At 70.0% G+C, this 11499-nt stretch carries 14 protein-coding genes; 11 read left to right on the forward strand and 3 right to left on the reverse strand.

Features of this window, described 5'->3' with window-relative positions:
• Positions 1-31 precede the first annotated feature (31 nt).
• From DEJ47_RS21420 to DEJ47_RS21455, 10 genes are all read left to right on the forward strand, one after another.
• Positions 32-676, forward strand: coding sequence for an HAD family hydrolase (locus DEJ47_RS21420; RefSeq protein WP_150170699.1), 645 nt, complete (start codon positions 32-34; stop codon positions 674-676).
• Between the two features lie 111 nt (positions 677-787).
• A complete protein-coding gene (locus DEJ47_RS36490; RefSeq protein ID WP_190415904.1) occupies positions 788-961 on the forward strand; it encodes a hypothetical protein in 174 nt (57 codons plus the stop codon).
• Entirely contained in the window at positions 958-1089 is a 132-nt protein-coding gene (locus tag DEJ47_RS37395; protein ID WP_263398898.1) for a hypothetical protein, read from the forward strand. Before DEJ47_RS36490 ends, DEJ47_RS37395 begins: the two co-directional genes overlap by 4 nt.
• Positions 1090-1146: 57 nt before the next feature.
• Complete coding sequence (locus DEJ47_RS21425) at positions 1147-2364, forward strand: MFS transporter (protein WP_150170701.1); 1218 nt, start codon at positions 1147-1149, stop codon at positions 2362-2364.
• Positions 2315-3490: an acetoin utilization protein AcuC gene (locus DEJ47_RS21430; protein ID WP_150170703.1), complete on the forward strand. Its 1176-nt coding sequence runs from the start codon at positions 2315-2317 to the stop codon at positions 3488-3490. Before DEJ47_RS21425 ends, DEJ47_RS21430 begins: the two co-directional genes overlap by 50 nt.
• A 129-nt stretch (positions 3491-3619) precedes the next feature.
• Positions 3620-4435, forward strand: a complete 816-nt coding sequence (locus tag DEJ47_RS21435; RefSeq protein ID WP_150170705.1) for a phosphatase — start codon at positions 3620-3622, stop codon at positions 4433-4435.
• A 132-nt stretch (positions 4436-4567) separates the two neighbouring features.
• Complete coding sequence (locus DEJ47_RS21440) at positions 4568-4777, forward strand: helix-turn-helix domain-containing protein (protein WP_157869005.1); 210 nt, start codon at positions 4568-4570, stop codon at positions 4775-4777.
• 147 nt (positions 4778-4924) lie between these two features.
• Positions 4925-5023 (forward strand): 30S ribosomal protein bS22, encoded by a 99-nt coding sequence (locus DEJ47_RS21445; protein WP_003948845.1) that lies wholly within the window; start codon positions 4925-4927, stop codon positions 5021-5023.
• 175 nt (positions 5024-5198) lie between these two features.
• Positions 5199-6254 carry an NAD-dependent epimerase/dehydratase family protein gene (locus tag DEJ47_RS21450; protein ID WP_150170708.1) on the forward strand — a complete coding sequence of 352 codons (1056 nt, stop codon included), beginning with the start codon at positions 5199-5201 and terminating at the stop codon, positions 6252-6254.
• 14 nt (positions 6255-6268) lie between these two features.
• A complete protein-coding gene (locus tag DEJ47_RS21455) occupies positions 6269-7339 on the forward strand; it encodes a lysophospholipid acyltransferase family protein (RefSeq protein ID WP_150170710.1) in 1071 nt (356 codons plus the stop codon).
• A 126-nt stretch (positions 7340-7465) separates the two neighbouring features.
• Here DEJ47_RS21455 and DEJ47_RS21460 read toward each other — a convergent pair whose 3' ends face one another.
• From DEJ47_RS21460 to DEJ47_RS21470, 3 genes are all read right to left on the reverse strand, one after another.
• On the reverse strand, positions 7466-8719 hold the full coding sequence (locus DEJ47_RS21460; protein WP_150170712.1) for a DUF5667 domain-containing protein: 1254 nt from the start codon (positions 8717-8719) through the stop codon (positions 7466-7468).
• A 238-nt stretch (positions 8720-8957) separates the two neighbouring features.
• Positions 8958-9752 (reverse strand): ECF subfamily RNA polymerase sigma factor, BldN family, encoded by a 795-nt coding sequence (locus DEJ47_RS21465; RefSeq protein WP_150170714.1) that lies wholly within the window; start codon positions 9750-9752, stop codon positions 8958-8960.
• 317 nt (positions 9753-10069) lie between these two features.
• Positions 10070-11023, reverse strand: a complete 954-nt coding sequence (locus DEJ47_RS21470) for an HAD family hydrolase (RefSeq protein WP_150170716.1) — start codon at positions 11021-11023, stop codon at positions 10070-10072.
• Between the two features lie 103 nt (positions 11024-11126).
• On the opposite strand from DEJ47_RS21470, the gene DEJ47_RS21475 reads away from it, so the two are divergent.
• Positions 11127-11417, forward strand: coding sequence for a glutaredoxin family protein (locus tag DEJ47_RS21475; protein WP_150170718.1), 291 nt, complete (start codon positions 11127-11129; stop codon positions 11415-11417).
• The last annotated feature ends 82 nt before the right edge of the window (positions 11418-11499 follow it).

The following is an 11499-nucleotide window of genomic DNA, read 5'->3' on the forward strand; positions in this document are numbered from 1 at the left end:
GAATTTATGGAGAACGATTAGGGTCGGAAGCATGCGATACGACCTCGTCATCTTCGACAACGACGGCGTTCTGGTGGACAGCGAGCCGCTCTCCAATACGATCCTGGCCCGCTACCTGACCGAATGCGGGCACCCCACCACGTACGAGGAATCCCTGCGCGACTACATGGGGTCCGCCATGCACCGCATTCACGATCTGATTCTCGAGCGGAGTGGCCGGCGGCTGCCCGACGACTTCGACGAGGTCTTCCACGGGCGTGTGTTCGCCGCGTTCGAGCGGGAGCTGCAGCCCGTCGACGGCGCCGTGGACGTGTTGGAGAAGCTTGCCGGGGACGGCGTTGTCTACTGTCTGGCCTCTTCCGGGAGTCACGAGCGGATTCGGGTCGGGCACCGCAAGGCTGGACTCGACAAGTGGTTCAGTGAGGACCGGGTCTTCAGTTCGCAGGACGTCGGGCGTGGCAAGCCGGCGCCCGACCTTTTCCTGTATGCCGCCGAGCGCATGGGCGTGGCGCCGGAGAAATGTGTCGTCGTGGAGGACAGTCCCCTCGGGGTGCAGGCCGCTGTCGCCGCCGGAATGGATGTCCTCGGGTACACCGCCATGACGCCCGCCGAGAGGCTCGTGGGGGCGACTGAACTCTTCAGTGACCTGCGGGAGTTGCCTGACCTGCTCGTATGACGACGGCCGGGCTGCGGGGCCGACATTTGTCATGAGGAGGTCCGGACGATCGTTTCTGCCGGTGGGCGGGCCCCGGGCGCGAAGCTGAGGTCGTCGCGGAGGAACCCGATCATGCGCCAGCTCGCCACCGACGCCCCTGTCGCGGTCCTGCCCCGTCCCCTGGAGCGGATGTTCTCGGTCGTGTGGGGTGCGGCGCTGTTCGGGGAGGCGGTGCTGCGGGTCGTGGGGGCCTACACGCTGCCCGTCGACACGATGGTGTGGCTCGGTGGGCGATCGCGGCCGTGACGCTCACGCTGACCGTGTCGGCCAGTGGTGCGCTGGTCGTCGCGCCGATGGAGCGGATGGTCGGGAAGGCCGCCGAGGCGCCGGGCGGAGTGGGCTGCGAGGGCTTCGAGGGGCGCGTGGGCCGCTGAATCTGGTCGAGTGATCTATCTACCCACGGGTAGTCCGGGGCCCTACGCTCTGCAGCCATGACCGAAGTGCTGCGGCGCGGCAGGGCCTCGTTGGCGTTCGCCTTCCTGGTGCAGGGCGTGACCTTTGCCCTGCTCGTGACGCGGATCCCGGCGATCCAGGACCGTTACGGAATATCCGACGGGTTGCTGCCCGTCTTCCTCGCGGCGGTGCCGATCCTGGCGGGGGTCGGGAGCGTGGGCGCCGAGCAGCTGGTCAAGAAGGGGCCGCCGAGCGCGGTGCTGCGGTGGTCGCAGCCTGTCGTGCTGCTGGCGCTGCTGGGAGTGGGCGCGGGCGACGCGCTGTGGCAGGTCGCCGTGGCGCTCGGGGCGTTCGGTCTCGCGGTGGGTGCGCTGGACGCGTCCATGAACATGCTCGGGGTCAGTCTTCAGCGGGCGTACGGGCGGAGCATCATGCTCGGGTTTCACGCCGCGTACAGCCTCGGCGGGATCATGGGGGCGTCGCTGGCGTGGGCCGGGGCGCACTGGGACCTGTCGCTCTTCGTCTCCTATCTCCCGGTCGTTGGAGTCTTGTTGCCGGCCGCGTTGGTCGGAAGTCGGTGGTACGTCGACGGGAAGGGTGTCGCGTCAGGGGCAGGCGAGGTGGGCGGGCGCGGGGGCGGTGTCGTGTTCAAGGCGCTGCTGCCGCTCTGCCTGGTGATGACCTTCGCCTACATCGGCGACTCGACCGTCTCCAACTGGAGCGCCAAATACCTGGAGGACGTGCTGGGGAGCTCGGAGGAGGTCTCCACCGTTCCGTACAACGTCTACATGGTCATGACGCTGGTGGGGCGCGGGCTCGGGGATGTGGGCGTGCGGCGCTTCGGGGCCGTGGCGGTGGTGCGGGCCGGGTCCGTGGTGGCGGCGCTCGGGTTCGCGGTCGTGGCGGCGGCGCCGGGGGCATGGGTCGGGATCGCCGGGTTCACGGTCCTCGGCCTCGGGCTGTGCGTGATCGTTCCGCAGACGTTCGCCGCGGCGGGGAGGCTGTTCCCGGATGCTTCGGATGTGGCCGTCGCGCGACTGAACATCTTCAACTATGTGGGGTTCCTGATCGGTTCGCCGCTGGTGGGAGCACTTGGGGATGCCTGGAACTACCGGGGGGCCATGGTCGTTCCCATGGTGTTGGTGCTCTTGACCTTGCTGTACGCCCGTTCCTTCGCCCCGGGACCGGACCGGTACGGTGACGGGCATGAGTGGCCGCGCACAGCTGATGTGGGACGAGGCAGTAACGGGCTATGACTTCGGCCCGGGTCACCCGATGGACCCGGTCCGGCTCGGGCTGACCCGAAGTCTGGTCGGCGCTTTCGGGCTCGACCGGGATGTGGAGGTGGTCTCGGCCAAGCGCGCCGGTGACTCGACGCTGCGGCTCGTGCACCGCGGGGACTACGTGGACGCGGTGAAGGCCGCCTCCGTGGATCCGGCGTCCGCGCGGGGGGAGTACGGGCTCGGCACGGAGGACGACCCGGCGTTCGCCGGGATGCACGACGTGTCGGCGCTCATCGCCGGCCAGTCCGTAGGCGCGGCCGAGACCGTGTGGCGCGGGGACGCGCTGCACGCCGTGAACTTCGCGGGTGGGCTGCACCACGCGATGCCCGGCAGTGCCTCCGGGTTCTGCATCTACAACGACGCGGCGCTGGCCGTCGCCCGGCTCCTGGAACTGGGCGCGGAGCGCGTCGCGTATGTGGACGTCGACGTGCACCACGGCGACGGGGTGCAGGCCGCCTTCTGGGAGGACCCGCGGGTCCTCACGGTCTCGCTCCACGAACATCCGCGGACGCTCTTCCCGCAGACCGGATGGCCCGAGGAGACGGGAGCGGACGGAGCGGCGGAGGGGACGGCCGCGAACATCGCGCTGCCCGCCGGTACGGGGGACGCGGGATGGCTGCGGGCCTTCCATGCCGTGGTGCCCGAGCTGCTCGCCGAGTTCCGGCCGCAGGTCCTCGTCACGCAGCACGGTGCGGACACGCACTTCGAGGATCCGTTGGCGCACCTCGCCGTGTCGCTGGACGCGCAGCGGGCGGTGCAAGTGGCGTGCCACGAGCTGGCCCACGAGTACGCGGACGGTCGGTGGGTCGCGCTCGGCGGCGGGGGGTACGCCGTGGTGGACGTGGTGCCGCGGTCCTGGACGCATCTTGTCGCCATCGCCGCGGGGCGGCCCGTCGAGCCGACGGCGGACATCCCCGAGTCCTGGCGGCAGGAAGTCTTCGCGCGGACGCGGCAGTTGGCGCCGGGGCGGATGACGGACGGCCGGTGGCCGGTGGACTGGAAGGGGTGGGAGTCGGGATACGACCCGGCTGACCGCCTCGACCAGGCGGTGCTTGCCGCGCGGCGTGCCGTGTTTCCGCTGCGGGGGCTGCTGGCGTAGCAGCGCGTCCAAAGGCCCGGGGGCGCCTCAGCGGAGGGGCCAGCCCCGATTGTGCCCGTGTTAGCCCAACTGTGGGTGGTTTCCGGGGTTTTGGGGACGGCCGGGCGTGGATGCGCCAGCATCGGCAGCGTGTTGAGCACCGGCGCCCTGCGTGCGCACCTGTTGGCGGCTCGGTTGGCCGGGCCCGTGGCGACCTCTCGGGAGGAGAGCCTGCGGAGCTACCGGCTGTTCGCGGCCCGCGACCCGCGGATACTGCTCGGACTGGACCCCGAGTGGAGCTGGGGCTCGGGCGACCTGTTGCGGCTGATGTCGGACAAGTGTGGAGTGTCGGCCGATCCGCGGTGCACCTCGGGAGCCGACGTCATCGATCCGGAACGGACGTTGGCGGCGCTCGACGCGTTCGCGGAACGGCTCGCGGCCGCCGCGCGGAGGCGGCTCCCCGTCCTCTTCGGGACCGGTCACCCGCATCGGCTGCTCGGGTTCTACGTCGCGTTGGCGGACGCCTTGTCGGCGGCCGGATGTCCCGTCCTCACCCCCGCGCAGGGCAACAGTGTCGACATAACGACCCGGTTTGGCCTACGCACGTACAACCTTGACTACGTACAAGGAGTCGCGCTGGTGCGCGAACCCGGCGTGCGCCCGACCGGGAGTGAGACCGGCGCACACACCCACTCGCCGCTCCCGGTTCGAGCCGCTCTGGATGCGGCGGCGGAGGCCGGCGGACCGCTTCCCGGGTTGGTCGTGGGGGACCACGGATGGGTCTGCGGAGCAGGTCAGCTGGGGTTTGAGGCGATCGGTCTGGCGGATACGGACGATCCCGCGCTGTTCGTCGGGGAGGCCGAGGGGCGGGTGTCCGTCGTCGTTCCGCTTGATGACGCTGTGCGGTCTGATTACTACCGACCGCTTACTCGCTATGTACTCAATCGAGCGTGTCTGTCACAGTAGGCGGCCGATGGCTGCTCCTCTTCCCCACTCGCATCATCCGCCCCTAGTCTGGGGAGTGAGCGCGCAGCGACGAAGAGTCACCGGAAGGGGAAGCCGGTGCCCGTCATGTGCGGAAGGTTCAGGTGGGGTGTCATGGCTGCAGACCAGAGGCCGCTGAACGAGGTTCAGTTTCTGACCGTGGCGGAAGTCGCCTCGGTGATGCGAGTGTCCAAGATGACCGTGTACCGGCTGGTGCACAGCGGTCATCTGCCCGCCATCCGGGTCGGAAGGTCCTTCCGGGTTCCGGAGCAGGCGGTTCACGAGTACCTCCGCGAGTCCTATGTGGGGGTCGAAGCAGGTTGAGCGAGGGGCCCCGAGGGCCCGTCGCGCAGGGGTCATGGCCCCTCGATTACGTCCCTCACGCCGGGACGGGTAGGCTAGGCCGACGTAGGTCGTGTGGGCCCAGTCTGCTGCCCCGCACCGAGTGAAGAGAAGTGAGCGAGGGTAGTCGTGGGCTCTGTTATCAAGAAGCGGCGTAAGCGGATGGCCAAGAAGAAGCACCGCAAGCTGCTGAAGCGCACTCGCGTTCAGCGTCGCAACAAGAAGTAGGCGACCGCTGTAACAGCGCGTTCTGAAGCCCTCCCGTCATCCGGCGGGAGGGCTTCGGTGTTTTCGGCCGTCTCCGGGTGCACGGACATCACAGCGCAACGTCCACCCGATAGCGTGGTCCGGGACACAGCCGACGCCGCTGAGGCGAGGGTTTGGGGAAAGGCAGGCGCTGATCTTGGGCAAGGTCGTGCTCGTGACCGGGGTGGCCCGACAGCTGGGCGGACGGTTCGTCCGGCGCATCCAGCGAGACCCCGACGTCGACCGGGTGGTCGCCGTCGACGCGGTACCGCCCGAGCACCATCTGGGCGGCGCCGACTTCGTCCAGGCCGACATCCGCCAGCCCACGGTCGCCAGGATCCTCGCCGAACACGGCGTCGACACGGTCGTGCACATGGACGTCACGGCGACCGCCCTCGGCGGCCGCGGAGGCGGGCGTGGCTCGGTCAAGGAGACCAACGTCATCGGCACCATGCAGCTGCTCGGCGCCTGCCAGAAGTCGCCGACGGTCAAGCGGCTCGTGGTGAAGTCGAGCACCAGCGTGTACGGGTCGGCGCCCAAGGACCCCGCTGTCTTCACGGAGACGACGCCGCCCAAGTCGCTGCCGAGCGGTGGCTTCGCCAAGGACACCGTCGAGGTCGAGGGGTATGTGCGCGGCTTCGCGCGGCGCCGCCCGGACGTCGCGGTGTGCGTGCTGCGCTTCGCGAACATCCTCGGCCCCGCCGCGGACTCCCCGCTCGCCGAGTACTTCTCGCTGCCGGTCCTGCCGACCGTGTTCGGCTACGACCCGCGCCTCCAGTTCGTCCACGAGGACGACGCGGTCGAGGTGCTGCGGCTCGCCTCGCACGAGCCCCGGCGCGGCACGCTCAACAGCGGCACGTTCAACATCGCGGGCGACGGCCAGCTGCTTCTGTCCCAGTGCTCGCGGCGGCTCGGCCGCCCCACGGTGCCGATGTTCCTGCCGGCCGTCACCTGGGTCGGCTCGGCGCTGCGCACGCTCGGCGCGACGGACTTCTCGCCCGAGCAGATCAGGCTGCTCACCCACGGCAGGGTCGTGGCCACCCGGCAGATGCGCGAGACACTGGGGTTTGAGCCGAAGTACACGACCGCGGAGACCTTCGCGGACTTCGTACGCAGCCGGGGCCCCGGGCTGCTGCCACCAGGTGCCCTCGCGAGGGCAGTCGACCGGATCGCCGCGCTGCCCCTCGCGGGCGGCCACCCGAGCGCCAACTGAGGAGAGCGTCAACGATGGCGGACGCCAAGGTCATTCCGTTCGACGACGACCGGTCGCGCGGCAGCGCGCAGCGCACCTCGCGCCGCAGGTCCGCGCCCCGGCGCAAGGGGGACCCCGTGGCCGGGGTCGCGGCGCTGCCCGGACAGCAGGAGGGGCAGCCGCAGGGCGCGCAGCAGCTCGCGGAGGAGCAGCCGGCGCCCGCCGAGCCGCAGGGCCGGGTGCCGGGGCCGCGGGCCGGCGGCGGTGACGGCTGGGACCGGCGCATCGCGGGCGGCCTGGCGTTCCTGCGGCGGCGGCTGACGGGGGAGTACGAGGTCGACGACTTCGGTTACGACGAGGAGCTCACCGACCAGGTCCTGATGTCGATGCTGCGGCCCTTCTACGAGAAGTACTTCCGGGTCGAGGTGAAGGGCATCGAGAACATCCCCGCCGACGGCGGGGCGCTGATCGTCGCCAACCACTCCGGGACGCTGCCGCTGGACGGCCTGATGATGCAGGTCGCGGTGCACGACAACCACCCCGACGGCCGGCACCTGCGGCTGCTCGCCGCGGATCTCGTCTTCATGCTGCCGGTGATCAACGAACTGGCCCGCAAGGCAGGGCACACGCTGGCATGCGCGGAGGACGCGGAGCGGCTCCTGGAGCGGGGCGAGCTGGTGGGCGTGATGCCGGAGGGCTTCAAGGGCATAGGGAAACCGTTCAGCGAGCGCTACAAACTGCAGCGGTTCGGCCGCGGCGGCTTCGTGTCGACGGCGCTGCGGACGGGCTCGCCGATCGTGCCGTGCTCGATCGTCGGGGCGGAGGAGATCTACCCCATGATCGGCAACGCCAAGACGTTGGCGCGGGTCCTCGGCATCCCGTACTTCCCGATCACGCCGACGTTTCCGTGGCTCGGTCCGTTGGGGGCGGTGCCGTTGCCGACGAAGTGGACGATCCAGTTCGGCGAGCCGATCCCGACGGACGGGTATCCGCCGGAGGCGGCGGAGGACCCGATGCTGATGTTCAACCTGACGGATCAGGTGCGGGAGCAGATCCAGCACTCGTTGTACAAGCTGTTGGTGCAGCGGCGGTCGGTGTTCTTCTAGGCCGAGTTCGTCCGGGCCGAGTTCGTCCGGGCCGTCTTCTTCTTGGCCGTGTTCTTTTGAGTGCGGGTACGTGCCTGGGGGCGCCCTCCTGTGTGGAGGGCGCCCCCAGGCACGTACGGGTAGGGACTAGTTCGCGTCCTCACCCTTGATGCCGAGTTCCGGGAGCTCGAGGCCCGGCAGGAGCGGGGGCAGGGTGACGTCCGGTTCAGCCGGGGAGCTGTGCTGGCCGGGTTTGCTCTTGCCGTCCGAGGGCTCCGGGCTGGTCTTCTCGTCCGGTGGTTCGAGAAGGCCGCCGGTGGTGCCGCCGAGCAGGCCGTCGTCCTTGCGGTCCGACGTGGAGGGCTTGGGCCTGCTGTCGCTGCCCGCGCCGCCGGTGTGCGAGCTGCCGCCGCCCGAGGGGTGGGAGGTCCGGCCTTCGGCCTTGTCGGAGCCGCTGGGGCTCTGTGACGTACGCCCGCCGGAGCCGCCCTTCTCCGGTGCGCTGGGCAGGAGGGAGCGCAGCGGGTCGACCTCTTCGTCTATGGCGTCGAAGACGGAGTTCACCTGCTCTCCGACGTCGCCCAGCTGGACGGGCAGGCGGCCCTGGAGGTCGGTCCAAGCCTCGCGGTGCGACCGGGAGAACGCGGAGAGGGCCTGGATGGGGCCCAGGGAGCCGTCGCGTTCGTACGCCTCGAGGAGCAGGCGGTGGCCCTCCGCGGCGTCGTGCCGCATGCCGGAGAGAGCGCGCCTGACCTCACCGAGGGACTCGTGGTCCAGCGGGCCGGAGCGGCCCCGCTCCATGAGCCTGCGAGCCTCGTTCAGGCGGGTCGACGCGTGGTCCAGATAGATCTGGCCGCGGTCGGTGTCGTCGTCGGCCAGGCCCAGCTTGAAGTCCTCCATGCCGCGCTTGAGGCCGTACAACGAATCGCCGGGGAGTGCGTCGGAGCTGGCCGCGGCCACTCCGCCGAACGCGCCGGCGGCGACGCCGACCGTGAGGCCGCCCGCCGCGATGCCCTTGGACAGACGGGTCCGCGGCCGCAACTTCCGCAGGGCACCCGCTCGGTGGGCACCCTTGCGGGACCGCTGCTCGGGCACGGTGGGACTGCCGCCCTCGAGGAACATGGCTTCCATCGCGGCCACGAGCTGGGCGCGCTGGACGACCTTGACCTCGGGGTCCAGGGCGGGCTTGGGCAGCGCGTCGAGACCGTCCGCCAGGGCCAGCAGGTGGCTCTGCTCGGACGGTCCGGCGCGGCCGGTGGTTTCGGGGGACTCCACGGGTGCGGCCGCGGGTACGGGCGCGGAGTCCACGGACTGCTCGGCCGCCGGACCCTGGTCGGAATGCTCCTCCAGGGCCTGGGCGAAGGCGTTCGCCCGCCGGTGGGCCGATACGTTCGCGATCACTGGCGGCACCTCCTCTCGTCAAGACGGTCGACTCCCCAGGGGGTCCTGAGGGTTGCATGTCCTGACCATTTCCACACGATCGAGTGAGCGGAGCCAGCCAGGTAGCGACCACAGGGAGCCTGCATCCCGCACAACGAGCGTCGCGGCACTTGGGTTACGGACGAAAGATGATCGGACCGCGACAATTCCGTGGCGCCCATCCGGCCGCCACGGAAGGTGAGTTGGGCACTGCGGAGCGCTAACGGGCGTCGTCGGGCAGGAGTCGGGCGAGCGTGCGCACCGCGCGGTACTGGAGGGTCTTGATGGCGCCCTCGTTCTTGCCCATGACCCGCGCGGTCTCGGCGACGGAGAGGCCCTGGAGGAAGCGCAGGGTCACGCACTCCTGCTGCTGGGGGTTGAGGCGGCGGACGGCTTCGAGGAGGGCGGCGTTCGAGAGGGACTCCAGGACGGAGTCCTCGGGGCTGCGCTCGACCTCGTTGGCGTCGAGCATTTCGCCGGTGGTCACTTCGAGGCGGAATCGGCTCGATTTGAAGTGGTCGGCGACCAGGTTGCGCGCGATCGTGACCAGCCAGGCGCCGAAGTCGCGGCCCTGCCAGGTGAAGGTGCCGATGCGGCGGAGGGCGCGCAGAAAGGTCTCACTGGTGAGGTCCTCGGCGGTCGCCTTGCCGCCCACGCGGTAGTAGATGTAGCGGTAGACCGTGTCGCTGTACTGGTCGTAGAGGCGTCCGAAGGCGTCGGACTCGCCGGCCTGGGCGCGTTCGACCAGGTCCATCATGCGGGCGCTGTCGCTGTCCGCCGCGGGGCGGCGGGGGGTGGGGGCCGAGGTGGCGGCAGCGGAACCGGAACGGGCCCGTCTGCTGACTGCCGCGCCGCTGTTCGCCAGGGCGTAGCAGGGCCCGGCGGGTGCGGGGACGGCAAGGGCGGGGACGGCGGGGACGGCGTACGCGGTGGGGACGAAGCCGCGCAAGCGGTCGATGACCGTTGCGCGCAGCGTAGCCAGGCCCGAGGCGTCAACCCCGACGTGTGGGTACACGGGACTCCCAGAGGCAGAGCTTCCATCACGTGCAGTGCGGGACCATTCACCCGTCGTAGCGACGTGTGGGGTCCGTTATGCGTCTGAGGAGAATAACGCTTCGTACAGGCAGCGCTACACCCAGTTGCTCAAATCATCGATTACGTCGCTTCTGTTACCGATTGACGCCCGGTCAAGTACCGCAGAGTGAGCAACTGTTGATCGAATCGGTTCACATTCCGTGTCGGCCTGAGGCGTGTTGTGGCCGAGTGCTACCGGCGTGACTGGCGGGCGGCACAGCGGGGTAGGACCGACGGAATCAGTGGTGGGGCGCGGAATCAGTGGCGGCGGCGGTGCAGGGCCACGGCCGCGGCGGCGCCGCCCGCGAGTGCGCCGACGCCGGCGGCGGCCGGGATGCCGACCTTCGCGGCCTTGCGGCCGGTGCGATAGTCCCGCAGCCGCCAGTCCCGCTCGCGGGCATGCTTGCGCAATTTGGCGTCAGGATTGATCGCGTACGGGTGCCCGACGAGGGAGAGCATCGGGATGTCGTTGTGCGAGTCGCTGTACGCGGCGCAGCGGCCCAGGTCCAGGCCCTCGGCGGCGGCCAGCGCGCGGACGGCCTCGGCCTTCGCGGGCCCGTGCAGGGGTTCGCCGACGAGCTTTCCGGTGTAGACGCCGCCGATGGACTCGGCGACGGTGCCGAGGGCGCCGGTCAGGCCGAGGCGGCGAGCGATGACCGTGGCGATTTCCACCGGCGCCGCGGTGACCAGCCAGACCTTCTGGCCCGCGTCGAGGTGGGCCTGGGCGAGGGCGCGGGTGCCCGGCCAGATGCGCTCGGCCATGTACTCGTCGTAGATCTCCTCGCCGATGGACATCAGCTCGGCGACCCGGTGGCCCTTGACGATGGACAGGGCGCTGTCGCGTGCGTCCTGCATGTGCTCGGGGTCCTCGACGCCCGCGAGCCGGAACCAGGCCTGCTGCCAGGCGAACCGGAACAGCTCCTGGCGCTCGAAGAACTTGCGCTTGTAGAGCCCGCGGCCGAAGTGGAAGATCGCGGCGCCCTGCATCACGGTGTTGTCGAGGTCGAAGAAGGCGGCGGCCTTGTCGTCGCCGACGACGGGGAACTCCGGTTCCCGCTCGCCTTCGTCGGGCGCGGTCCGCGCGGCGAGGGCGTCGAGCTCCTCCTGCTCCTGGGAGGACTTGCGCGCGGCCTCGGCAGAGGCCTCGCCTGCCAACACGCTCCGCGCCGTGGCGGAGCGCCTACGGGGGGTGAGCCATCCGAGAGCGGCCATGCGGTGAGCATAGCCAGTTTGTTCGGTGGTTCCGGAGTCGGGAGGAATCGGGCCTGTGAACTCTCTGTGTCCGGGTCGTGGGAGGGCGGGCGAGAATGGCGGCATGAGTCCGATTTTTCGTCGCAGCAGCAGTCGTACGGAGAAGAAGAAGCCGCAGGAGCGGCTCGTCACACTCATCGGGAAGCCGGGGTGCCATCTGTGCGATGACGCACAGTCGGTGATCGAGAAGGTCTGCGGGGAGCTCGGCACTCCGTGGGAGAAGAAGGACATCACGCGGGACGAGGAACTCCACCGGGCCTACTGGGAGCAGATCCCGGTCGTTCTGGTGGACGGGGAGCAGCACACCTTCTGGCGCGTGGACGAGGCGCGGCTGCGGCGCGAGCTCGGCGGGTAGGGCCGTCCGGCACTGACCGGTCAGTCCAAAGTGCCCGCGAAGTCGATTACGCTTTGGGGCGGTTTTGGTCTCGGGGGCGATG

Source organism: Streptomyces venezuelae (genome assembly GCF_008642355.1).
Lineage (GTDB): Bacteria > Actinomycetota > Actinomycetes > Streptomycetales > Streptomycetaceae > Streptomyces > Streptomyces venezuelae_B.

Excerpts from the sequence above, each read along its gene's own strand:
- DEJ47_RS36490 (WP_190415904.1), top strand. The coding sequence starts at position 788 with ATGCGCCAGCTCGCCACCGACGCCCCTGTCGCGGTCCTGCCCCGTCCC.
- DEJ47_RS21475 (WP_150170718.1), top strand. The coding sequence starts at position 11,127 with ATGAGTCCGATTTTTCGTCGCAGCAGCAGTCGTACGGAGAAGAAGAAG.
- DEJ47_RS21430 (WP_150170703.1), top strand. The coding sequence starts at position 2,315 with ATGAGTGGCCGCGCACAGCTGATGTGGGACGAGGCAGTAACGGGCTAT.
- DEJ47_RS21455 (WP_150170710.1), top strand. The coding sequence starts at position 6,269 with ATGGCGGACGCCAAGGTCATTCCGTTCGACGACGACCGGTCGCGCGGC.
- DEJ47_RS21425 (WP_150170701.1), top strand. The coding sequence starts at position 1,147 with ATGACCGAAGTGCTGCGGCGCGGCAGGGCCTCGTTGGCGTTCGCCTTC.
- DEJ47_RS21420 (WP_150170699.1), top strand. The coding sequence starts at position 32 with ATGCGATACGACCTCGTCATCTTCGACAACGACGGCGTTCTGGTGGAC.
- DEJ47_RS21440 (WP_157869005.1), top strand. The coding sequence starts at position 4,568 with ATGGCTGCAGACCAGAGGCCGCTGAACGAGGTTCAGTTTCTGACCGTG.
- DEJ47_RS21470 (WP_150170716.1), bottom strand. The coding sequence starts at position 11,023 with ATGGCCGCTCTCGGATGGCTCACCCCCCGTAGGCGCTCCGCCACGGCG.